At 72.6% G+C, this 21,625-nt stretch carries 18 protein-coding genes and 1 pseudogene; 13 read left to right on the top strand and 6 right to left on the bottom strand.

Features of this window, described 5'->3' with window-relative positions; translation table 11 throughout:
* From DY240_RS11065 to DY240_RS11080, 4 genes are all read right to left on the bottom strand, one after another.
* Positions 1-1,902 (bottom strand): alpha-mannosidase (locus DY240_RS11065; protein WP_407659303.1); only part of this gene is annotated, 1,902 nt, incomplete at its 3' end.
* A 101-nt stretch (positions 1,903-2,003) separates the two neighbouring features.
* Positions 2,004-2,888, bottom strand: coding sequence for a carbohydrate ABC transporter permease (locus DY240_RS11070; RefSeq protein ID WP_119659956.1), 885 nt, complete (start codon positions 2,886-2,888; stop codon positions 2,004-2,006).
* On the bottom strand, positions 2,888-3,799 hold the full coding sequence (locus DY240_RS11075; RefSeq protein WP_119659957.1) for a carbohydrate ABC transporter permease: 912 nt from the start codon (positions 3,797-3,799) through the stop codon (positions 2,888-2,890). Before DY240_RS11075 ends, DY240_RS11070 begins: the two co-directional genes overlap by 1 nt.
* Positions 3,796-5,148, bottom strand: coding sequence for an ABC transporter substrate-binding protein (locus DY240_RS11080; RefSeq protein WP_119659958.1), 1,353 nt, complete (start codon positions 5,146-5,148; stop codon positions 3,796-3,798). The genes DY240_RS11075 and DY240_RS11080 overlap by 4 nt, the downstream gene beginning before the upstream one ends.
* A 206-nt stretch (positions 5,149-5,354) precedes the next feature.
* Here DY240_RS11080 and DY240_RS11085 point away from each other — a divergent pair, with 206 nt between their 5' ends.
* The 3 genes from DY240_RS11085 (at position 5,355) to DY240_RS11090 (ending at position 7,188) form a co-directional block, all read left to right on the top strand.
* Positions 5,355-6,578 (top strand): ROK family transcriptional regulator, encoded by a 1,224-nt coding sequence (locus DY240_RS11085; RefSeq protein ID WP_119659959.1) that lies wholly within the window; start codon positions 5,355-5,357, stop codon positions 6,576-6,578.
* A gap of 52 nt (positions 6,579-6,630) precedes the next feature.
* Positions 6,631-6,795, top strand: coding sequence for a hypothetical protein (locus tag DY240_RS31865; RefSeq protein WP_158602817.1), 165 nt, complete (start codon positions 6,631-6,633; stop codon positions 6,793-6,795).
* A 90-nt stretch (positions 6,796-6,885) separates the two neighbouring features.
* Positions 6,886-7,188, top strand: coding sequence for a TraR/DksA family transcriptional regulator (locus tag DY240_RS11090; protein ID WP_119659960.1), 303 nt, complete (start codon positions 6,886-6,888; stop codon positions 7,186-7,188).
* A gap of 6 nt (positions 7,189-7,194) precedes the next feature.
* On the opposite strand, the pseudogene DY240_RS11095 reads toward DY240_RS11090, so the two are convergent.
* Positions 7,195-7,452 (bottom strand): annotated as a pseudogene (locus DY240_RS11095) (mycothiol transferase); the annotation flags it as partial.
* A gap of 55 nt (positions 7,453-7,507) precedes the next feature.
* Here DY240_RS11095 and DY240_RS11100 point away from each other — a divergent pair.
* From DY240_RS11100 to DY240_RS11130, 8 genes are all read left to right on the top strand, one after another.
* Positions 7,508-8,506: a YdcF family protein gene (locus DY240_RS11100; RefSeq protein ID WP_119659961.1), complete on the top strand. Its 999-nt coding sequence runs from the start codon at positions 7,508-7,510 to the stop codon at positions 8,504-8,506.
* Between the two features lie 59 nt (positions 8,507-8,565).
* Positions 8,566-8,700 (top strand): hypothetical protein, encoded by a 135-nt coding sequence (locus DY240_RS33675; RefSeq protein WP_267901660.1) that lies wholly within the window; start codon positions 8,566-8,568, stop codon positions 8,698-8,700.
* 393 nt (positions 8,701-9,093) lie between these two features.
* Positions 9,094-10,455 (top strand): ABC transporter substrate-binding protein, encoded by a 1,362-nt coding sequence (locus DY240_RS11105; protein ID WP_199701308.1) that lies wholly within the window; start codon positions 9,094-9,096, stop codon positions 10,453-10,455.
* Positions 10,452-11,387 carry a carbohydrate ABC transporter permease gene (locus DY240_RS11110; protein WP_119659962.1) on the top strand — a complete coding sequence of 312 codons (936 nt, stop codon included), beginning with the start codon at positions 10,452-10,454 and terminating at the stop codon, positions 11,385-11,387. The genes DY240_RS11105 and DY240_RS11110 overlap by 4 nt, the downstream gene beginning before the upstream one ends.
* Positions 11,384-12,268 (top strand): carbohydrate ABC transporter permease, encoded by an 885-nt coding sequence (locus tag DY240_RS11115; protein WP_119659963.1) that lies wholly within the window; start codon positions 11,384-11,386, stop codon positions 12,266-12,268. Before DY240_RS11110 ends, DY240_RS11115 begins: the two co-directional genes overlap by 4 nt.
* Before the next feature lie 2 nt (positions 12,269-12,270).
* Positions 12,271-12,978 carry a hypothetical protein gene (locus tag DY240_RS11120; protein ID WP_119659964.1) on the top strand — a complete coding sequence of 236 codons (708 nt, stop codon included), beginning with the start codon at positions 12,271-12,273 and terminating at the stop codon, positions 12,976-12,978.
* A gap of 19 nt (positions 12,979-12,997) precedes the next feature.
* Positions 12,998-15,589: a GH116 family glycosyl-hydrolase gene (locus DY240_RS11125; protein WP_119659965.1), complete on the top strand. Its 2,592-nt coding sequence runs from the start codon at positions 12,998-13,000 to the stop codon at positions 15,587-15,589.
* A gap of 35 nt (positions 15,590-15,624) precedes the next feature.
* The gene (locus DY240_RS11130; protein ID WP_119659966.1) at positions 15,625-16,185 is read left to right on the top strand and encodes an AAA family ATPase; all 561 of its coding nucleotides are present in this window, start codon (positions 15,625-15,627) and stop codon (positions 16,183-16,185) included.
* A gap of 404 nt (positions 16,186-16,589) precedes the next feature.
* On the opposite strand, the gene DY240_RS31870 is transcribed toward DY240_RS11130, so the two are convergent.
* Positions 16,590-16,760 carry a hypothetical protein gene (locus tag DY240_RS31870; protein WP_158602818.1) on the bottom strand — a complete coding sequence of 57 codons (171 nt, stop codon included), beginning with the start codon at positions 16,758-16,760 and terminating at the stop codon, positions 16,590-16,592.
* Positions 16,761-16,857: 97 nt separating this feature from the next.
* Between DY240_RS31870 and DY240_RS11135 the strand changes: the two genes are divergently transcribed.
* Together DY240_RS11135 and DY240_RS11140 are read left to right on the top strand one after the other, a co-directional pair.
* On the top strand, positions 16,858-18,321 hold the full coding sequence (locus DY240_RS11135; RefSeq protein WP_158602819.1) for a choice-of-anchor M domain-containing protein: 1,464 nt from the start codon (positions 16,858-16,860) through the stop codon (positions 18,319-18,321).
* Between the two features lie 88 nt (positions 18,322-18,409).
* A complete protein-coding gene (locus DY240_RS11140; protein WP_119659968.1) occupies positions 18,410-19,384 on the top strand; it encodes a WxL protein peptidoglycan domain-containing protein in 975 nt (324 codons plus the stop codon).
* Positions 19,385-21,625 lie beyond the last annotated feature (2,241 nt).

Below are 21,625 nucleotides of genomic sequence, written 5' to 3' on the forward strand. Positions count from 1 at the left end.
GGGCGGCGCGGCCGGGCCGATGCCCATGGCCGGGACGCCGCCGCGCGCGTACGGCCCGGCGTTCGCGGCGACCGGCGCGTCGCCGTCCCCGCCCAGGGCCGCCAGCGACGCGTCGATCACCGCCGTCAGCTCGCCGGCCACCCGCTCGTACTGGCGCTCCGCCTCCTGGTGCACCCAGGCGATCGAGGAGCCGGGCAGGATGTCGTGGAACTGCTGCAGCAGCACCGTCCGCCAGGCGCTCTCCAGGGCCTCGTACGGGTACGGGGCGCCGTGCCGCACGGCGGCGGTCGCGGCCCACAGCTCGGCCTCGCGCAGCAGGGCCTCGCTGTGCCGGTTGCCGCGCTTGCCCCGCTGCTGCGAGATCAGCGTGCCGCGGTGCAGCTCGAGGTACATCTCGCCGACCCAGACCGGCGGCGAGGCCAGCTCGGCCTCGGCCGTCTCGAAGAACGTGTGCGGGTCGCTGAGCCGGACCCGCGGCGAGCCGTCCAGGTCGCGCTTGCGCTCGGCGGCCGCCAGCATCTCGCGGGTCGGCCCGCCGCCGCCGTCGCCCCAGCCGAACAGGCCCATGACGTGCCGCGCCGCGCCCTTCTGGCGGAACGAGCGCTCGGTCCGGGCGAGGTCCTGCGCGCCGAGGTCGGAGTTGTAGGTCTCGGCCGGCGGGAAGTGCGTGAACACCCGCGAGCCGTCGATGCCCTCCCAGAGGAAGCTCGAGTGCGGCATCGGGTTGGTCTCGTTCCAGGACGGCTTCTGCGTGAGGAAGTAGCGCGCGCCTGCCGCCCGCACGATCTGCGGCAGGGCCGCGGTGTAGCCGAAGGAGTCGGGCAGCCACACCTCGTCGCTCTCGACCCCGAACTCCTCGAGGAAGAACCGCTTGCCCTGCACGAACTGCCGCACCAGCGCCTCGCCGCCGGGCATGTTGGTGTCGGACTCGACCCACATGCCGCCGACCGGCCGGATGACGCCGTCGGCCACGGCCTTGCGGACCCGCTCGAACAGGGCGGGCTGGCTGTCCTTGAGCCACGCGTACTGCTGGGCCGACGACGCCGCGAACACGAAGCCGGGCCGGCGTTCGGCGAGGTCGAGCACGTTGGCGAAGGTGCGGGCGACCTTCCGCACCGTCTCGCGGACCGGCCACAGCCAGGCGCAGTCGATGTGGGCATGCCCGACGGCGGACACGATCAGCGAGCTCTCGGCCGCCCGTCCGGCCAGGACCGGGGCGAGGATCTCGCGGCCGAGCGCCGCCGTGCCCGGCACGTCGTCGGGGTCCATGGTGTCGACCATGCGCTCGAGCGCGTGGACGATCTCGGCGCGCCGCGACCCCGACGGCGGCAGCACGTCGACGAGCCCGTCGAGGGTGACGACGTCCTGCAGCAGCTCCCACACGACCGGGTCGCGCCGCGCGACCGACAGCTCGGTGAGCCGGTACTGGTGCGCGTCGCCCGCCGTGGACCTGTCCCCCAGCGGCGTCGGCTCGTACTCGTACGGCACCTGGACGACGGGGTTCGCGGCGGCCTCGACGAGCAGGCGGAACGGGCCGGGCTCCGGGAGTGGGACCCAGGCGTTGAGCGGCTCGATGCCCTTCACGACCGTGCCGTCGGGCCGGTAGACCAGCGCCTCGGCCTGGAAGCCGGGCTGCTCGTCGGTGAAGCCCAGGTCCACGACGAGCTCGGTCTCGTCCGGCGCCCAGCCCGCCGGCACCTCGCCGCGGACGTCGAACCAGACGGTGTCCCAGGGCCGGCCCCACGTCCGGCCCACCGCGAACGGCTCGAACGGCTGCGTCACCGCGTGCGCGAACGGCACCGGCTCGCCGTCCACCGTCCAGGCGCGCACCTCGACCGGGCGCGCGTCGCGGTAGACGGCGGGGCGGATGCGGAACTTCGTGAAGCGTCGCACGCGCAGCATGGCGAGGGCGGTGGCGTCGAGCTGCACGCGCCCGTGCGGGTTGTGGTCGTCAAGCAAGGATGTCGCTCCTGGAGATGGAAGGAAGCACCGGCCGGCGGGCGTCAGCCCTTGATCGCCCCGCCGAGGCTGGACTTGAGCAGATGGCGGCGCAGCACGCCGTAGAGGATCGCCGGCGGCACCATGTAGATGACCGCGCTGGCGGCCAGGACGCCCCAGTCCACCTGGTTGAACGCGGAGAACGCGCGGAAGAGCCCGATCGACAGCGGGTAGAGGTCCGGCGACTGCAGCAGCACCAGGGGCGTCAGGAAGTCGCCCCAGACCGCCATGAACGTCAGCATCGCCGCCGCGCCCAGACCCGGCCCGACCAGCGGGAAGATGATCCGGCGGATGGCGCCGAGCCGGGTGCTGCCGTCCATCCACGCGGCTTCCTCGAGCTCGAACGGGATCGCGTCGATGGTGCCCTTGAGCAGCCACAGCGTGACCGGCAGCGCGGCCGCGGCCTCGACCAGGATCAGGCCCAGATAGCTGTCGTCGAGGTTCATCCGGACCATCAGCAGGTAGAGCGCGACGATCGTCGCCGGCGCCGGGATGACCCGGATCAGCAGGATCGAGAACATGAAGAACGTCCGGCCGCGGAAGCGGAACCGCGACAGCGCGTAGGCGCCGAGCAGGCCGCACGCGAGGTTCAGCGCCGTGGCCGACACCGAGATGATCAGGCTGTTCAGCAGCAGCCGCGGGGTGTCGGTGTTGGAGAAGAACCGCGCGAAGTTGTCCAGCGAGAACGTCGGCGCGCCCACGGTGGGGCCGGCGTGCGCGTCGACGGCGCTCAGCGCCACCCAGGCGAACGGCACCAGGCAGAACAGCGCCAGCATGGTGATCAGCACGTACTGCAGCACCCGCTGGACCACCGTCGTCGCCGACGTGCGCCGCCGCCGCTCCCGCGCCGGGCCGGTCGCGTCCGTCCGCACCGTCACCGCCGTCGCCATCAGACCTCCACCTTCGTCAGCCGGACGTACGTCAGCCCCAGGACCATCAGCAGCGCCAGCAGGATCACCGAGGCCGCGCTGCCGAGACCGATCTGCGAGTACTGGAACGCCCGCTCGAAGATGAAGATGGACGTCAGCTCGGTGGCGGCACCGGGACCGCCCTGGGTGAGGAAGTACACGAGGCCGAACACGCCCACCGTCGTGATCGTCGTCAGCAGCAGGTACAGGAACACCGGCCCGCGGATCAGCGGCAGCGTGACGTACCGGAAGACCTGCGTCGCGCTGGCGCCGTCGACCCGGGAGGCCTCGATCAGCTCGTCGGGAACGTCCTCGAGCGCGGCCTGGAACATGATCATCGCGAACGCGATGCCGCGCCAGATGTTGACGATGATGATCGACAGCATCGGCGAGTCCTGCAGCGGCGCCGCGGCGGCGCCGCCGAAGAGCCCGATCACCCGGTTGAACGTGCCGTCCTCGCTGGAGGACAGCACGCTCGCCCACGTCAGGGCGGCGACCACCTCGGGCACCACCATCGGCAGCAGGATCGCCGCGCCGAACAGGCCCTTCCCCCGCAGCCAGGTCCTGCGCAGCAGCAGCGCCGCCAGCATCCCGAGCACGGTCTGCCCGATGATCGCCGAGAACAGCACGAACTGCCCGGTGCGGCCGAGCGAGGCGAGGAAGTCGTCGGAACCGAGGAGGTACCGGAAGTTGTCCAGCCCCACGAACTGCGGATCCCGGGCGGCGAAGCCCGTCAGCTGGGTGTTGGTGAGGCTCAGGTAGAGGCCGTACACCGCCGGTGCCACGACGAACACCAGGATGAGCAGCACCGACGGCCCCAGGAGCAGCGGGATCAGCGCACGCCCCTGGAACCGCCGCCCCGGCCGCGTCGCCGGCACCGGGATCGAGGTCACTGCTCGACCAGGGCGTCGCCGAGCAGCTCCGCCGCGTCTTCGGCGAACGCCGAGGCCGCCTGCTCGCCGTCGGCGTCACCGAGGATGATGCTCTCGGTCGCGCTCTGCACCGCCTGCGACACCTGGTCGGCGCCGTCACCGAACGGCGCGCGGATGCTGGTCGCGACCTTCGCCTCCGCGTCGAGCAGCGTCGGCTCGCTCTTGTACGGCTCGATGTCGGCGATGCCCGAGCGCGGCGCGGCGGCACCGATGGCGGTGAGCTGCTCGGCCGCGGCGGTGCCCGAGCTCAGCCACTGGGCCAGCTCGACGGCGGCGTCGGCGTGCTCGGACTCGGCGTTGACGGCGTAGACGAACCCGCCGCCGCTGATCGAGTACGGCTCGGTGCCGGGCACCAGCGCCGGGTAGTCCCAGGTCGCGACCTTCTCCTGCACACCGTCGATCGGCGCGGAGCCCTCGGGGCCCCAGTCGTAGCGCCAGCCCCACGTGCCCTGAGCGGCCACCGGGAGCGTGCCCTCGGGGAACTTGACATACTTCGTCGGCTCCCACGGGTTCGGGTTGAGCAGGTCCTCGACCGGCAGCAGGCCGGCCTCGGTGAGCCTGGCGTAGAGGTCGAACGTCGCCGACAGCCCGTCGCTCTCGAGCGTCCAGCGGCCGGTCTCCTCGTCGTAGAACGTGCTGTCCGTTCCGGCGACGATGGGCAGGAAGCCCTCCGACCAGGTGCCGCCGCCCCAGGCCGTGCCGGCCGGGATCACGATCGACGGCTGCCCGGTCTGCGCGGTGACCTGCTCGAGCCGGGCGATGAGGTCGTCCCACGTCTGTGGCTGCGAGGTGTCGACGCCCAGCTGCTCGAGGATGTCCTTGCGGTAGAAGAGGCTCTGGACGCTCGCCTCGTGCGGGATGGCGTAGAAGTGCCCGTCGACCTGCCGGGCGGCGTCCTTCACCGGTTCGTAGTACTCGTCCCAGGCGTCCCACTCGTCGAGGTACTCGTCGAGCTGCAGCAGGTAGCCGGCGCCGGCGAAGCCGGTCACGTGGCTGCCGCCCATGTCGATGACGTCCGGCGCGGTGCCGGAGTGGAACTGCTGCGTGATCTTGGTGCGGAACTGCTCGTCGGTCAGGATGTCGGTCACCAGCTCGACCTGGATGTCCTTGCCCTCGTCCGCCATGGCCTGCTCGAACTCGGGGATCAGCTGCTCGATGACGTCGGCCCGGCTCTGCTGGTACTCGAGCAGGCGGATCGTCACGGGGCCGTCGCCGGTGGCACCGCCCTCGTCGCTGTCCGAACACGCTGCGAGGACGCCGGCCAGGGCGGCGGCGGTCGTCACAGCGAGGAAGACACGACTGCGCTTCATTGCGTCACCTCTCTGCAGTCTTCCCGTGGGGCTTTATTCCATTCGTTGGATTAAAGCTGCTGCCCGATGCTAGGCTCATGCCCTGGTGGCGTCAACCTCTTGCCGCCAGGTACCCGTCGGTTATATCAATCGCCTAGACTAAAGATCGTCGACGGCCCGCCACCGGCAGGGCCGCTACGATGCCCTCGGCCACGGGAAGGAGTCGCATGCGGCGCGGGAGCAACCAACTCCGCCTGGCCGACTTCAATCAGGCCGTGGTGCTCGACGTCCTGCGCCGCACCCCCGGCGCGAGCCGGGCCGACCTGCGCCGCGAGTCGGGCCTGAGCCCGCAGACCATCTCGAACATCACCCGGCGCCTCATCGACGACGGCCTGATCCGCGAGAGCACCCCGTCCGGCAGTGCCCGCGGGCGGCCGAGCATCCCGCTGGTCGTCGACCGCGACGGCGCGTTCTCCGTCGGTGTGCACATCGACCCCGCGCGACTGACCACCGTCCTCCTCGACCTCGACGGCCAGGTGCGGCTGCGCCGTCAGGAACGCACGCCGCAGGCCACGAACCCGCCGGAGGTGACGGCGCTCATCGCGGCGTCGGTCGACTCGATGATCCGCGAGGCCGGCGTCGACCGCGACCGCGTGCTCGGGCTGGGCATCGCCGCGCCCGGCCCGCTCGACGTCCATGCCGGCGTCATCCTCGACCCGCCCCAGCTGCCGAACTGGCGCAACGTCCGGCTCCGGTCGGACCTGTCCCAGGCGACCGGTCTGCCCGTCCTGCTCGACAAGGACGTCACCGCGGCCGCGACCGCCGAGCTGCGCTCGTCGAAGGACGCGTCGAACGCGTTCGTCTTCCTCTATCTGGGCTCCGGCGTCGGCGCCTCCGTCGTCATCGACAACCAGGTGCTGCGCGGCACCACGAACAACATCGGCGAGGTCGGCGACATCATCGTCGACCCCGACGCCGAACAGCTGGAGTGGGCCGGCCGCCGCGGCGGCCTGGCCGCGGCCTGCGTGCCGGAGGCGCTGGTCATCCAGGCCGCACGACTGGGGCTGGTGCCATTGCCCGACCTCACCGACTACGTCGCCATCGACGACGCCTGCACGTCGCTGTGCGAACAGGCGGCGGCCGGGAACAGCGGTGCGGTCTGGATCCTCGACCGCGCCGCCCGGCGGGTCGCCGTCGGGCTGGGCGTGCTGATCAACCTGCTGGACGTGTCGCGCGTGGTGCTCGGCGGCCCGCTGTGGAACCGGCTCAGCCGCGCGTTCCTGCCCGTCCTGCCCGAACTGGTCGCCCGCGAGCTCGTGGTGGCCCGCCCGGCCATCGTCGTCGACGGGTCGGCGATCGGCGAGCACGTGGCCGCCCAGGGCGCCGCCGAGCTCGTCATGGACCACTTCCTCGCGCCGCGTGCCGCCGCCCTGCTGGTGGGCGAGTCCTGACGACGCCGCGGCGGGATGTGCCGTTCGCCGCGTTCGTTGCTATGGTGCGGCCATGATCACGGGGTGGGCGGCGGCGCAGACGGCGACGCGCGAGCCTGCCCACGTCGTCTCCGGGCCGGCCCTGCTGGCGCTCCAGCTGGCCCAGACCGCCCGGGGCATTCGCGGCCTCGACGTCCTGCGCCGCGTCGTCGACCGCGCCCCGCCCGGCTGCTCCTGATCCCGCCATCACCACGCGCCGCCGGCGCGTGAGCCCCAGCGCGCCCGCACGACCGCGGCGCGCCCTTCGGCACGCCCCAGGAGCAGCACCATGAACTCGTCCACCTACCCCACCCTGCCCGGCGACGCCCGGGAGCGCATCGAGGCCGCGCTCGCCGATGCCGCGGACAGCCGCCGCCGTCAGCTCGACAACCTCGCCGCCGCCGACGGCGACTCCCCCGCCGCCGCCCACCGGGCCAGCGTCGCCCGCATCCTCAGCGAGGTCGAGGCCGCCCAGAACCGGCTGGCCCGCGGCACCTTCGGCGCGTGCGAACGCTGCGCCGCCGCCATCCCGGTCGAGCGCCTGGAGCTGCGGCCGTGGACGCGGCGCTGCGTGGGCTGCGCGAGCCGCTGACGCCGGCTACTGCCCGACCCGGCCGTCGATGCACTCGCGCAGCAGGTCGGCGTGGCCGCAGTGGCGGGCGTACTCCTCGATCCGGTGCACCCACAGCTCCCGGACCGCGATGCCGTCGCGGCCCACCCGCGCGCCCAGGTCGTCATGGTCCGCCAGCACGGCGTCGGTCGCCGCCTGCTCGCGGGCGAGGTCGGCGAAGTCGGAGTCGCGCGGCCCGTACAGCTTCGGCGCGGGGTCGCCGGGCAGCACCCAGTTGCGCCAGTCGTCGGCCGGGCCGGAAGCCCGGCGGGGACCCGGACGGCCCGGCTACTGTGCGCGCATGACGTCGCAGCTGGTTCTCGGCGGCGCCCTGCTCGCCGCGTTCGCCTGGCGGTTCCGTCGCGAGCCACGGCGGCTGAGCAACGGACTCCTGCTGCTGTCGGGCGGGGGTCTCGTGGCGCTCGGGCTGCTCGGCGACATCGCGCCCGGTGTGCTCGTCGTCCTCGTCGCGCTGTCGCCGCTGCTCGTGCTCGGCCTGGCCGTCCTGCTCATCGTCAACGGCGTCGGCGTGCTGCGGCGCGAGCGGTTCCGGCTCGGCAACGCCGTGTCGCTGCTGGCCGGCCTCGCCATCGTCGCCGTCGTCGTGATCGTGCCGGCGGGCTTCCTGATCGCCGCCCGCGAGCGGGACCCGGGGGTCCTCCCGGCGCTGCTGCTGTCACTGCTCGGCGTGGCCGGCTACGTCGGGTTCGTGTTCACGCTCGTCGCGCTCTACGCGCTGGTCTACTCCCGGCTCACGCCCGTACCCGGGCACGCCGCGATCGTCGTGCTCGGCTCCGGCGTCCCCCGCGGCACCGTGCCGCCGCTGCTGGCCAGCCGCCTGGACAAGGCCGTCCGGCTCTACCGCCGCGAGCGCGCCGCCGGCCACACCCCACTCGTCGTGGTGTCCGGCGGGCGGGGACCGGACGAGCCGGTCACCGAGGCGCACGCGATGGGCGAATACCTCCGGGAGCACGGCCTTTCCGACGACGTGATCGTCGAGGAGGACCGGTCCACGTCCACCCGCGAGAACCTCACGTTCAGCCACCGGCTGCTCGCCGCCCGCGGCGCCGACGGCCGGCTGCTCGTCGTCACCAGCAGCTACCACGCGCTGCGCGCCGCCGTCCAGACCCGCCGGCTCCGGCTGCCGGCGCAGGTGGCCGGGGCTCCCACCGCGCGGTACTACGTCCCCAACGCGTTCCTGCGCGAGTTCGTGGCGCTGCTCGCCGACCACAAGGTCCTCCACGGCATCGCGATCGCCCTGATCGCCGCCGGCCCGCCGCTGCTCTACGTGCTCGGCTGACGCATCCCGGCACCCGCCGCGGGTACGGGCCGCACGGCACCCGAACGAAGGAGGAGCAGATGAGCGACCCGCGCGAGACGGACGACACGCAGCAGGCCGAGGAGCACGACCAGGACGCCGAGCCCACCAAGAACGCGCCCGACGAAGGCCGGCCCGACCTGACCGCCCTGTCCGACGACGCCGACGAGGACTGACGCCACCAGACGTCAAGGCCTCCGCGGCGTCGGCAGCCCGTGATCATCAACCTTTCGTGTCGTCAGGGCAGCACGAAAGGTTGATGATCATGGGCTGCCGGGGGTGCCGTCCAGCCGGAAGAAATCGATTGCCCTCCTCTGTCGCCCACAGCACCCGCTGACCCGGCGAGAACGGCCGGATCGCCGTTCCCACGCCGCCACATCGATCATCTGAGCATCGACGCGCGCCGTCCACGCCGGAATCGGCGCCCGCGGCGCGCTACCTATTGACGACGATGGTGTTCGACTATATCGTCCTGAAATCGATTTCCGGTGTCTCGGGCCCGGGTGAGCCGACCGCCGGGCAGAGCCGCCGCGCCAGCGTCATCGCCGTCGTCGATCAAGGAGGATCCGATGCGCCTCACCCCACCACTGACCAGCAACGCAACGGCCGCCGCGGGCTCCGGCGGCGCGCTGTCGCGCCGTCGGCTGCTGCAGCTCATGGGCGCCGCCGCGACCGTCCCGGTGCTCGGCTCCACCGCCGCCTGCGAGAGCCCCGGCTCCACGAGCGGAGGGGGCGGCGGGGGCGGCGGAGGCGACACGCTGACGTTCGTCTACCGCGGCGATGCCAACCAGCAGGAGGCGTTCAACAAGCTCTTCGCCGAGTTCAACAAGGTCGAGCCGGACATCAAGCTGAAGGCCCAGGGCATCGCCGCGGACACCTGGGGCGACTTCTCCAACACGGTGGCGACGCGCATCGCCGGCGGGCAGGTCCCCGACATCATCCAGATCGCCACCGAGGGGCAGCGGATCTTCGCCTCGAAGGACCTGCTCGAGCCGCTCGAGCCGTACATGGAGCGCGACAAGGACGTCGTCGACGACTACTTCGCCGACATCGACCCCAACCTCGTCGAGTGGAACACCAAGTACGCCTCGCACGACGGGAAGACGTACTACATCCCGGGCGGGTACAACACCGTCTGCTTCTGGTACAACACCGAGACCTGGGCGGCGGCCGGCGCCGAACCGCCCGCACCGGGCTGGACGTGGGACGACTTCCTCGCCGCGGCCGACAAGCTCAAGGCGGCCGGCGTCTACATCCTGCCGATCGGCTCCGACCCGTTCACCGCGATCATGCCGTGGATGCTCACCAACGGCGGCTCGCCGCTGGACGAGGAGTGGACCACGGCCACGTTCGACACGCCGCAGTCGATCGAGTCGCTGCAGTTCTGCCGCGATCTCATCGCCAACGGCTACGCGCCCGAGCCCGGCGGCGCCTTCGACGCCGGTGAGGCGCTGACGAAGGGCACGCTGGCGGCGATCGCGGGCGGCCGCTGGCCGGTCATCGACATGCGCCGGCTCGACCTGGTCGACAAGATGGCCATCGTCCCGATGCCGCAGAAGACCGGGCCCGGCTCGCCGGTCGGCTGGGACGCCTGGCCCATCACCAAGGCGTCGGAGAAGAAGGACGCCGCCTGGACCTTCATCAAGTTCATGATGTCGAAGGAGGCGAGCGAGTACTACGCCTCGATCGGCGGCACCATCGTCCCGGCCCGGCTGTCCGTCGCGAACAGCCCCGCGTTCACCGACAACGCGCCCGAGGGCACGACGGCGCTCTCGGAGGCCATCTCCTACGCCACCCCGGTGCCCTCGCCCGATCGCGGCGCCGAGGTGCAGACGGCGATGATCAACGCCTGGGACAAGGCGCTCAGCGGCAACGAGTCGCCCGAGGCGGCGCTGGCCCAGGCGAACGAGGAACTGGCCGCGCTGCTATGACCGTCGGCGTCGCCCCACCCGTCAGCATCGACGCCGGCGCTCCCCCGCGGCGCCGGGCCCGGCGCCGTCAGACCCTCGCGGGCCTGGCGTTCCTGAGCCCCGCGCTGGTGCTGTTCATCGTCTTCATCGCCGGGCCGTTCGCGTTCGCGATCTTCCTGAGCTTCCACTCCTGGGACCTGCTGACGCCGCGCGAGTACGTCGGCCTGGAGAACTTCCGGCAGCTGTTCTCCGACCCGCTGCTGCCGAAGGCGATGCTCAACACGTTCCTGTTCGCGCTGGCCTCGGTGGTGACGCACGTGTTCGGCGCGCTGCTGCTCGCGCTGGCGGTGAACCGGCCGATGAACCGGTTCGTCTCCTACTTCACCCGCAGCGCGGTGTTCTTCCCCTACCTGCTGTCGTGGGCGGCGGTCGCGCTGCTGTGGAAGTACGTGCTCGACCCGTCGTTCGGGCTGGTCGCCTACTACCTCGACAAGATCGGCATCGACGCGCCCAACTGGTTCGTCGACCCGTCGTGGTCGCTGCCGGCGATCATCGGGATCGACTTCTGGTACACCATCGGGTTCACGTTCGTGATCATGCTGGCCGGCCTGCAGACGGTGCCGGCGGAGCTGGTCGAGGCCGCCCGCACCGACGGCGCCAACCGATGGCAGGTCTTCTGGCACGTCACCGTCCCGATGATGTCGCCGGTGCTGTTCTTCGCCGTGATCATCACCTTCATCGGGGCGTTCCAGATCTTCGACCCGATCCAGATCATCACCAAGGGCGGCCCTGACGACGCCACGATGACCATCGTCATGTACCTGTACCAGACCGGGTTCCAGGCCTTCCAGATCGGCTACGCCTCGGCCATCGCCATCCTCGTCTTCGTGGTGATCATGGCCGTGACCGGCCTGCAGTTCCTGGTCGCGCGGAAGTGGGTGTACGAGCGATGAGCCTGCGCGTCGACGTGGACGCCAACGACCTCCTCCGGCCCCGTGAGCGCAGGCGACGGCGGCGGCGTCCCGGCGCGATCGCCTTCGACGTCGTCGTGCTGGTCATCGGCCTGCTCATGGCGGCGCCGCTGGTCTGGCTGTTCGCCGCGAGCGCCACCGAGCCTGGTGAGGCGTTCACGCTGCCCCCGAAGTGGTGGCCCACCCCGTTCTCGACGGAGAACTACTCGCGGGCGCTGGACCTGGTGCCGTTCGGGCGGATGGCGCTGAACAGCGTCATCGTGGCCGTCATCAGCGTCGGCGGGTCGCTGCTGGTCGCCGTCCTGGCCGCCTATGCGTTCTCGCGGCTGTCCTTCACCGGGCGCGACAAGATCCTGGTGCTCATGCTGAGCGCGCTGATGGTGCCCGCGCAGCTGACGATCATCCCGGTGTTCGTGCTGATGCGGAACCTCAACCTGGTCGACACGCTGACGTCGCTGTGGCTGCCGGCGCTGATCAACGTGTTCGCGATCTTCTTCCTGCGGCAGTACTTCAACTCGATCCCGCGTGAGCTGGACGAGGCGGCCCGCATCGACGGCGCCGGCCACCTGTGGATCCTGTTCCGCATGCTGGTGCCGCTGTCGGGCCCGGCGCTGTCGGCGCTGGCGATCCTCGGCTTCCAGGCGTCGTGGAACAACTACTTCGGGCCGCTGATCTTCATCTCCAGCCCGGAGAAGATGACGCTGCCGCTGGGGCTGGTGACGCTGCAGAGCGGCCAGGGCGGCGCGCCGGCCGCCGTCGTGTTCGCCGCCATCGCCATGGTGGTGGCGCCGGTCCTCGCCCTGTTCCTCGCCTTCCAGCGCAACTTCGTCGCGTCCGTGGCGACGGCGGGTCTGCGGGGGTGACGATGCGCTCGTTCGCTCTCCCGGCCACGAGCCCGGCCACCGAGGAGGACTGGCTGCGCCGAGGCACCCGGGCGCTGTGGTTCCGGGCGCCGTGGGTGCTCGCCGGCTCGGTGCCGATCCTCGCCGCCGCCCTCGCCGCCACCTCCCTGAGCGGCGGGTACCTGCTGGTCGCGGCGGCGCTCGCCGGCCTCGTGGGCGCCCCGGCGTTCGTCGCGCTGGCGGTCATCGCCCAGCGGCTGGTCCTCGACGGCGACGTGCGGGCCCACGATCTGCGGACGCCCGGCCGTGGCGGGTGGGCGCGCGCCGTCGCGGTGGTGTGGACGGCCGCGGCCGCCGTCGTGCTGGCCCTGGTCGCCTTCGAGGTGTACGGACGCACGGGCTCGCCCGCCGCGCTCGTGCCGGCGCTCGCCGGCACCGTCGTCGCCGCCCACGCCGTCCTGCTGGCACCGGCCGCCGTCGCGCTGCTACTCGACCGGCCGTCCGCGCCGTGGCGCAACGTCTGGATCGTGGCGTTCCTCGCCGCCGCCCGCCGGCCGGTGCCGGTGCTGGGCGGGTGGGTGGCCGCCGCGCTGCTGTGCTGGCTCGCGCTGCGGTTGCAGGTGCTGTTGCTCGTCGTCCCGGGCGTCGCCGCCGTCGTGCTGGTCAGCGCCGCGTGGACGGCGCTCGGCGGCCTCGGCGTCACGCCCGGCCGGCGCACGCCCGCTCCCTGACCCGTCCCGGAAGGAACCCATGTCCACGACGCCCGCACCCCGGTCGATCAGCCACGCCGACGGACGGCACGTCGCGATGCCGCTGGGCGGCATCGGCACGGGCACGGTGGCCATCGGCGCCGACGGCGGACTGCGCCAGTGGCAGCTGCACAACGTCGGCAACCACCGCGGCGACCTGCCCGGCTCGTTCCTGGCGATCCGGGCCACCCAGTGGGAGCCGCCGCTGGACGAGATCCGCGTCCTTCAGGCGCGGCCGGTTCCGGGGCCGCACACGCCGACGCCGCTGGTCACCGACGACGTCGTGCCGGACTGGCAGGCCGAGCTGGCGACGCGGCACGGGTTCGGGACGGCGGCGTTCCGGGCGACCTACCCGTCGGCGCGGGTCTCGTTCGCCGATGACGCGGTGCCGCTGGAGGTGACCCTCGACGCGCTCAACCCGCTGGTCCCGATGGACGAGGACGCGTCGTCACTGCCGGCCGTGCTGCTGACGGTCACCCTGCGCAACACGGGCCGCCATCCGGTGCACGGGCAGGTCGCCGCCGCCCTGCAGAACGCCGTCGGCCATGACGGGGTGTCGCCGATCGACGGCGTCGAGGGCGCGGGGTACGGCGGGAACACCAACCGCGTCGACCGTGGCGAGGGCTGGACCCGGGTCGTCATGGAGAACCACGCCCTCTCCCCCGAGCACGCCGGCGCCGGACAGCTGGTGCTGGCCGTCGACGACGCGACCGCGTCGGTGCTGCCGCAGTGGCGGCGGCCCGAGGAGTTCCTCGCCTTCCTGCGCCGGCGCGACCTCAGCGGACCCGACCGGCTGGGGCTGACGCCGTCCCGTCCCGACCACCATCCGGGCGCGCCGGCCGGCGGCTCCGGGCCCAGCCCGGCCGGCACGACGTGGAACGGCGGCGTCGCCGCGCCCTTCCACCTCGAGCCGGGCGAGAGCACCCGGGTGCGGGTCCAGATCGCCTGGCACTTCCCGAACCGGTACGTCGACTTCACCCAGTTCGGGCCGCCGCGGCCGGAGTGGGGCCCGACCCGGTTCTGGCTCGGCAACCACTACGCGCTCGCGCACGCCGACGCCGTCGACGTCGCCCGCACCGTGGCGTCACGGTGGGACGAGCTGGTGGCGCGGACGTCGGCCTGGACGCAGCTGCTGGCCGGCAGCTCGCTGCCCGCGGACGCCGTCGAGCACGTCGCGGCCCAGGCGGCGTTCCTGCGCAGCCCCACCTGCTTCCGCGCGGCCGACGGGCGGTTCTTCGGCTTCGAGGGCGTCAACGGCGCCTCGACGCTCGGCCACGCCGGCGACGTCGGCGGGTCGTGCCCGCTGAACTGCACGCACGTCTGGACGTACGCGCAGGCCGTCGCGGCGCTGTTCCCCGGGTTGGAGCGGTCGATGCGCGAGACCGAGTTCGACGTCATGCAGGCGCCGGAGGGCTACCTGCCGCACCGGGTCATCGTCCCCACCTACCTGCCGCAGCTGTGGGGCGTCGGGATCGGCGGGCCGGACGAGCCCGCGCTGGACGGCATGCTCGCGGCCGTCCTGAAGACCTACCGCGAGGTCCGCGCATCGGGCGACCTGGACTGGCTGCGGCGCTACTGGCCGCATCTGCGCCGGCTCGCCGAGCACGTCCGCGGCCGCTGGGACCCGTCGTCGACGGGGGTGCTGCGCGGCATCCAGCCCAGCACCCACGACATCGACCTGTGCGGCGTCAACCCGTTCATCGGCTCGCTGTGGCTGGCCGCGCTGCGGGCACTGGAGGAGCTGGCGCTGCTGGTGGACGAGCCCGGCTTCGCCAAGGAGCACCGCGAGCTGTTCGAGCGCGGGTCGGCCGCCTACGACTCGTTGATGTGGAACGGCGAGTACTACCAGCAGGTGCTCGAGCCCGGCGACGACCCCACGTTCCAGTGGGAGACCGGCTGCCTCGCCGACCAGCTGATCGGGCAGTGGTGGGCGCACCAGCTCGACCTCGGCGACGTCCTGCCGCGGGAGCACGTGGTGACCGCGCTGCGCTCGATCGTCCGGTACAACCTGCGGCACGGCTTCGACGACTTCGTCCACCCGTACCGCGTGTTCGCCGACGGCGACGATACTGGCGTGCTCATGTGCACGTGGCCGAAGGGCGGGCGCCCCGCGGTGCCGACCCGCTACTGCGACGAGGTCTGGACCGGCTCGGAGTACCAGCTCGCGGCCGCCTGCCTGGCCGAGGGACTGGAGGACGAGGGCTGGGCGATCCTGCGCGGCGTGTGGGGACGCTACGACGGCCGGCGCCGCAACCCGTACAACGAGATCGAGTGCGGCGACCACTACGTCCGCGCCATGGCAGGCTGGTCGGTCGTCACCGCCCTCACCGGCGCCCGCTGGAACGCCGTCGACGGGACGCTGCGCCTGCGGCTGCCGGAGGACGGCGCGAGCTGGCCGGTCACGCTGGGGACGGCCTGGGGCCGCGCCTCGCGCGACGGGTCGGTCGTCCGGATCGAGGTCCTGCACGGTGCGGCGGCCGTGCGGCGCTGCGACCTGACGGCGCCCGGCGGCGGCGTGGTCGCGTCCGCCACGGCCGCGTCGGACCTGACGGCGTCGTCCGAGCCGCTGGTGGTGCGCCTGCCGGCCGCCTGAAATCCGCTTGCCGGCCGGTGGCGCGGCTTGCCACGATGCCGGTCGTGATCGCCGCGGCAGACCCGAGCTGCCTGATCGTGACCGGCATGCCGGGCGCCGGGAAGTCGACCGTCACCCGGCTGGTCGCCGAGCGGCTGCCGCGGTCGGCCCGGCTCGCCGGCGACGAGTTGAACCGGATGATCGTCAACGGTTTCGTCTGGGCCCTCGGCGAGCCCGCCGACGAGGCCGCACGGCAGGTCGAGCTGTGCCACCGCAACCTCTGCGCCCTGGCGACCAACTTCGCCGACGCCGGCTTCACGCCGCTGATCGACGCGATCATCCCGTCCCGCGACCAGCTCGACTTCCTCCTCGACCTCCTCGCACCGCGCACGGTCCTGCTCGTCGTCCTCTCACCGGGCATCGAGGCGTGCCGGTATCGCAACACCATCAGAGATCCGCAGGAGCGGTTCGACTTCGACGGCTACGAAGCCCTGGAGGCCGACATGAAGCGTGCGTTCGGCGAGGCCGGCTGGTGGTTCGACACCGCAGCGCTCACTCCCGACCAGACCGCCGACCGCCTCGTCGAGGAGGCACACCGCCGAGCTGTGGTCACTTGACCACGCTTCGACGTTCCGGTGCCCGTTTCGCCCTGTTTTGTCGAGCTGTGGACAGCGATGATCATCGGCGATCGCCTACATCACGAGGATTACGTGAGCATCAACATGACTGTAGGGGTGTTGACGCTGGGGAAATCCTCGTGATGGCCCGCGAATCGCGGTGAAATCTCAGCAGGTGGACGCTCCACGACACCAACGCCACACCGAAACTGGCCCAGAGGCCTGGCACCGTCGCCGCTCTTCCCCGTCCCCCTGATAGCTGCCCGTTCTTAGCCGCGGGCGCGCGGGTCAAGCGGTCATCGCCGGCGCGAAGCGCCTCCATAGTCCGCTTGAGGCGCGCGCACGCGGCCAAGACAATCGGGCAGCAGGGGGACGACCCCAACGCCGCCCACCGCCGCCGAGCCTCAGATCGCGGTGAAGGTGATGGTGGCTTCGTAGGTGCCCGGCGCCACCAGCGTCGTCGGCGCCTCGATGAGCAGGCCGGCGCCCAGCCGGCTGGTCCCGAAGCGCTCCCCCGCCCCGGCCACGGCGAGCGGGCTGCTCGCCACCAAGCCGCCGGCCTCGGCAGAAGCCAAATGAGTCTTGTCACCATTCTCAACGCTTCGCCCTATTGTTAATCGTAACGGTTCTCATTAGCCTGTTGGCACGATGTTCCGACTGGAAAGGATCACGATGAGGACCCTGCTCTCGGGGGGCGCCAGGTCCGTGGCCGTCCCCGTGATCGCGGGTGCGCTGCTGGCGGCGAGCGCCACGGCCACCGCGGCGGCCGGCGAGTTCGAGCTGGCGCTCGACTCCGGCCACATCGACGCGTTCACCCTGGCCTGGCAGAACGACACCCTGGCCGTCGTCCTGCAGGAGGACGTCACCGGGCACCACGTGCAGCATGCGCCCGAGGACGTGTTGCTGCAGGTCAAGCCGGAGGCGGCGTTGGTGCTGCCCGATCCGGTGCCGCCGAGCCTGTCCTTCCTCGGTGAGGCCGGCGACACGGTGTACTACCTGCCGCAGACGCAGGACCCGGAGCTGATCTGGCCGGGCTGGAGCACCGAGCAGCTGCCGTCGGGCGTGTTCACCAACCCGCTGCGCATCGAGGTCACCGACGTCCAGGGCCCCGGCGAGGTGTTCCTGTGGCAGAGCGGCTCGTTCGGCGAGTCGATCTCGGTCCTGGGCGGCGGCTTCCAGCTGCCGGGCACCATCTCGCCGAACGCCAGCGTGCACGCGCACGCCAACTGGGCCTTCACCGCCGAGGGACGGTACACGCTGACGGTCCGGGCCAGCGGCACGCTCGCCGCCGGCGGCACGGTGACCAGCGCGCCGGCCACCTACACGTTCCAGGTCGGCGACGCCGATCCCGTCCCGACGACCACCCTCGGCATCTCCGGCCTGGCCGATCGCTACGAACCCGGCGACGTCGTGACCCTGACCGCGGTCCAGGACCCGCCGACGGGGCTGGACCACTACCACTGGTTCACGCGCGCGCCGGGCAGCGACGAGTGGGTGGTCGTGCCCGACGCCGGCACCGGCCGGTACAGCTTCACCGCCACGGCCGAGCAGGACGGCGTCGAGGTCCTGGTCCGGCTGTACGACGCCGACCACGCCGTGGTGGCGGAGTCGGCGCCCGTCACCCTGAACGTCGACGGCGCCGAGCCCGGACCGGGCGCGTCCCAGCGCATCGTCGCCACCCTCCCCGAGGACGAGGGCGCCCTCGTGGTCAGCGTCGACCCCGACGACGACGTCGTCACCATGAGCGACTTCGAACTCGGCACCGCCGCCGACCGCTGGACCTCCACCGGCGAACTGCGACCCGTCACCGTCACCGACACCCGCGCCACCGCACCCGGCTGGGTCGTCTCCGGACAGGTCGGCGACTTCACCGCCGGCGACCAGACCCTCCCCGGCCGCCACCTCGGCTGGACCCCACTCGTCACCGCACAACCCGACGGCGGCGTCACACCCGGCGACGCGGTCGCCCCCGGCCTGCACTCCGGCGACGGCCTCTCCGTCAGCAGCCCCCTGGCCAGCGCACCGGCCGGCAACGGCACCGGCACCAGCCGCCTCGGCGCCGGCCTGCTCATCGAGGCACCCACCACGCTCGTCCCCGGCACCTACGAGGCCACGATCACCTTCACCGCGATCTGACCCTCAGCGTCACACCACCGACCCGGCGCGACCGGCCTCGCCCAAGGCCGGTCGCGCCGACCCCTGCCTCGACCTCCGGAGCCCATCCGTGCGACCCATCGGCCGTCTCGCGGCCCTCGCGGTGATCGCTGCCGCCGTTCTCGCCCCGACGGCGGCCGCGTCCGAGCAGCCGCCCCTGACCTGGGGCATCGTGCCGTCCGGCCCTGACGGCCCCGGCGACCGCGCCGCGTTCGAGTACACGCTCGACCCGGGCGCGGCCATCAGCGACGTCGTCGCCGTCAGCAACTACACCGAGCAGCCGCTGACGCTCGACCTCTACGCCAGCGACGCCGTCCGCAACACGCAGGGCGGCTTCGACCTGCTGCCCGCCGCCGACGAGCCCGTCGACGTGGGGTCGTGGGTCGACCTCGGGGAGCCGGTCGTGACCATCCCGGCCCGCTCGCGCGTCGACGTCCCCTTCACGATCACCGTCCCCGCGAACGCGACGCCCGGGGACCACGCCGGCGGCATCGTGGCCGGGCTGACCACGCAGGCGGCCGGCGGCGCCGGCGGCCAGGTCGCCGTCGACCGCCGGGTGGGCGCGCGCATCTACCTCCGCGTGACCGGCACACTGCAACCGGAGCTCACCGTCGACGGCGTCGCCGTCGCGTTCGACGGCCTGCCCCTCGGCCAGCCCGGCACCGTGCGCGTCGAGTACACCGTCCGCAACGACGGCAACGTGCGGCTCGCGGGCCGCCCGGCGGTCCGGGTCACCGGCCCGTTCGGCGTCGGCGAGCGCACCTGGACCGGCGACCTGCTGCCGGAGCTGCTGCCGGGCGACTCCGTCACCGGGTCGGCCACCGTCACCGGGGTGTGGCAGCTCGGCCCTCTCGACGTCGACATCGAGATCGCTCCGGAAACCTCGGGAACGCAGGTCCTCGACCCGGCCCCGCCGCCCGGCACGTCCTCCACCCGGCTGTGGGTGGTGCCGTGGCTGACTCTGGCGGCCCTCGCCGTCCTGGTCGCCGCCCTCCTCTGGCGACGGCGACGCCGCCGTCGCCGTGACCGGACCCGTCCCGCCTGACCCCTGAAGGGATCCCACATGATCGCCGCTTCTCCACCTCGTCGTCGCCTGACCGCCCTCATCGGCCTCGTCGCGTTCGTGGCGGCCCTGTTCGCCGGTGCGCCGGCGCGTGCGGCCGAGTTCGCGATCACCGGCGTCGCCGCCTCGTACCGGCCGGGTGACCTGCTCGACGCTCGCGTGTCCGGCGTGACGCTGGAGACCGGGCAGAGCTTCCAGTGGCGGCTGCGGCCGATCGGGTCGACCGGCGCGGGCTCGGCCATCAGCGGCACCGGCGCCGACGCCGCGACCGGCCACCTCGAGCAGGTCGTGGACGCCGGGTTCGACGGCTACGAGCTCAGCGTGCGGCTGCGCTCCGGCACGACGGTGCTGCGGCAGACGGACTGGACGCCGATCGCGGTCACCGATCTGGTCGAACCGCTCGGGGTCGAGTTCACCGGCCCGTCGCCCGCCTACCTCGGCGACCCCATCACCGGCGCCGTCACCGGGCGCGAGCTCGCCGCGGGCGAGACCGTCGCCCTCGTCGTGCGGACCACCGGCCGGTGGACCCCGGCGCTGTTCACCACCATCGACGGCCGGACGATCACCAGCGAACCGCTCAGCCCCTTCGACGGCGAATGGGCGGTCCAGGTGATCCGCGACGGCATCGCCGTCGCCCAGTCCGAGCCGGTCGCGGTCGAGTACGGCCGGCGGGAGGTGCTGCTCGAAGGCGTGCAGGGCGTCTACCGCGTCGGCCAGACCCTGCGGGTCTCCGGGGCCGTCCATCCCCTCCGCGACGGGTTGCGCTACACCTGGATCCTGCGCGACGACACCACGTTCGAGGCGCAGACCTTCGACGCCGGCACCGACCCGGCGAACCTCGTCCTCGAGCTGCCGATGACGCCGGCCGAGGACGACCACACCCTGACGCTGGTGGCCTGGTGGGACTACCGCGAGGGGCACACGGCCAACGCCGGGCAGGCGGCCGTCCCGATCAACGTGTCCGACGCGGACCCGTCGACCCCGCTGTTCTTCTTCAACAGCCTCGGCGACCACTACCACCAGGGCAGCCCGATCAGCCTGCAGCTGGCCGCCGACCCGCCCGTCGCCGGCGGCGACACCGTCTCCTGGGAGTGGCGCTGGCCGGGCGGCGACTGGACGGCGGTGCCCGGCGCGACCGGCCTGTCGCACCAGGTCGTCGCGGAGCAGGCGCTCGACGGCGTGGAGGTGCGCGCGACGCTCACCCTCGCCGCGGGCGGGGATCCCCTGGTCGCCGAGCCGGTCACCATCCACGTCGACGACCACGGCGCACCGCCGCACCAGCGGGTCACCATCGGCGGGGTCGCCGCCGGCTACGCCGCCGGCGACGAGATCGCCCTCACGGCGTCGGTGGAGCCGGGCTCGGTCCTCGACCGCTGGGAGTGGTACGTCCAGCGCGCCGGCGAGTCCGCGCCGACCCTGGTCGACGGCGCCACCGGCGCGGAGTTCCGCACGACTGCCGCGGCGGACCTCGACGGCGCGACGGTCATGGCCCGTCTGACCTTCGCCGACGGCACCCCCTACGTCGAGTCGGCGCCCGTCACCCTGAACGTCGACGGCGCCGAGCCCGAACCGGTCGCGTCCCAGCGCATCGTCGCCACCCTGCCCGAGGACGAGGGCGCCCTCGTGGTCAGCGTCGACCCCGACGACGACGTCGTCACGATGAGCGACTTCGAACTCGGCACCGCCGCCGACCGCTGGACCTCCACCGGCGAGCTGCGGCCGGTCACCGTCACCGACACCCGCGCCACCGCACCCGGCTGGGTGGTCTCCGGACAGGTCGGCGACTTCACCGCCGGCGACCAGACCCTCCCCGGCCGCCACCTCGGCTGGACCCCACTCGTCACCGCACAGCCCGACGGCGGCGGCGTCACACCCGGCGACGTAGNGCCCGACGGCGGCGGCGTCACACCCGGCGACGTAGTCGCCCCCGGCCTGCACTCCGGCGACGGCCTGTCCGTCAGCAGCCCCCTGGCCAGCGCACCGGCCGGCGACGGCACCGGCACCAGCCGCCTCGGCGCCGGCCTGCTCATCGAGGCACCGACCACGCTCGTCCCCGGCACCTACGAGGCCACGATCACCTTCACCGCGATCTGACCCTCCGCCGAGCGCCGGGTGAACGATCGTCCAGCGAACCGCCGACGCGGGCGGCCGCACTTCCGTCATCTGACGGGTGCCGTCGCCCGCGGGCGGCGGTAATGTCACTGAGCACCGTTATCATCTGGC

Origin of the sequence: Jiangella rhizosphaerae (genome assembly GCF_003579925.1) — a bacterium.
Lineage (GTDB): Bacteria > Actinomycetota > Actinomycetes > Jiangellales > Jiangellaceae > Jiangella > Jiangella rhizosphaerae.

What these genes read in the sequence shown, in the direction of transcription:
- DY240_RS11115 (WP_119659963.1), top strand. Translation starts at nt 11,384, where the DNA reads ATGAGCCTGCGCGTCGACGTGGACGCCAACGACCTCCTCCGGCCCCGT.
- DY240_RS11100 (WP_119659961.1), top strand. Translation starts at nt 7,508, where the DNA reads ATGACGTCGCAGCTGGTTCTCGGCGGCGCCCTGCTCGCCGCGTTCGCC.
- DY240_RS11110 (WP_119659962.1), top strand. Translation starts at nt 10,452, where the DNA reads ATGACCGTCGGCGTCGCCCCACCCGTCAGCATCGACGCCGGCGCTCCC.
- DY240_RS11085 (WP_119659959.1), top strand. Translation starts at nt 5,355, where the DNA reads ATGCGGCGCGGGAGCAACCAACTCCGCCTGGCCGACTTCAATCAGGCC.
- DY240_RS11105 (WP_199701308.1), top strand. Translation starts at nt 9,094, where the DNA reads ATGCGCCTCACCCCACCACTGACCAGCAACGCAACGGCCGCCGCGGGC.
- DY240_RS11120 (WP_119659964.1), top strand. Translation starts at nt 12,271, where the DNA reads ATGCGCTCGTTCGCTCTCCCGGCCACGAGCCCGGCCACCGAGGAGGAC.
- DY240_RS11130 (WP_119659966.1), top strand. Translation starts at nt 15,625, where the DNA reads ATGCCGGTCGTGATCGCCGCGGCAGACCCGAGCTGCCTGATCGTGACC.
- DY240_RS11070 (WP_119659956.1), bottom strand. Translation starts at nt 2,888, where the DNA reads ATGGCGACGGCGGTGACGGTGCGGACGGACGCGACCGGCCCGGCGCGG.
- DY240_RS11125 (WP_119659965.1), top strand. Translation starts at nt 12,998, where the DNA reads ATGTCCACGACGCCCGCACCCCGGTCGATCAGCCACGCCGACGGACGG.
- DY240_RS33675 (WP_267901660.1), top strand. Translation starts at nt 8,566, where the DNA reads ATGAGCGACCCGCGCGAGACGGACGACACGCAGCAGGCCGAGGAGCAC.
- DY240_RS11135 (WP_158602819.1), top strand. Translation starts at nt 16,858, where the DNA reads ATGAGGACCCTGCTCTCGGGGGGCGCCAGGTCCGTGGCCGTCCCCGTG.
- DY240_RS31865 (WP_158602817.1), top strand. Translation starts at nt 6,631, where the DNA reads ATGATCACGGGGTGGGCGGCGGCGCAGACGGCGACGCGCGAGCCTGCC.
- DY240_RS11090 (WP_119659960.1), top strand. Translation starts at nt 6,886, where the DNA reads ATGAACTCGTCCACCTACCCCACCCTGCCCGGCGACGCCCGGGAGCGC.
- DY240_RS11080 (WP_119659958.1), bottom strand. Translation starts at nt 5,148, where the DNA reads ATGAAGCGCAGTCGTGTCTTCCTCGCTGTGACGACCGCCGCCGCCCTG.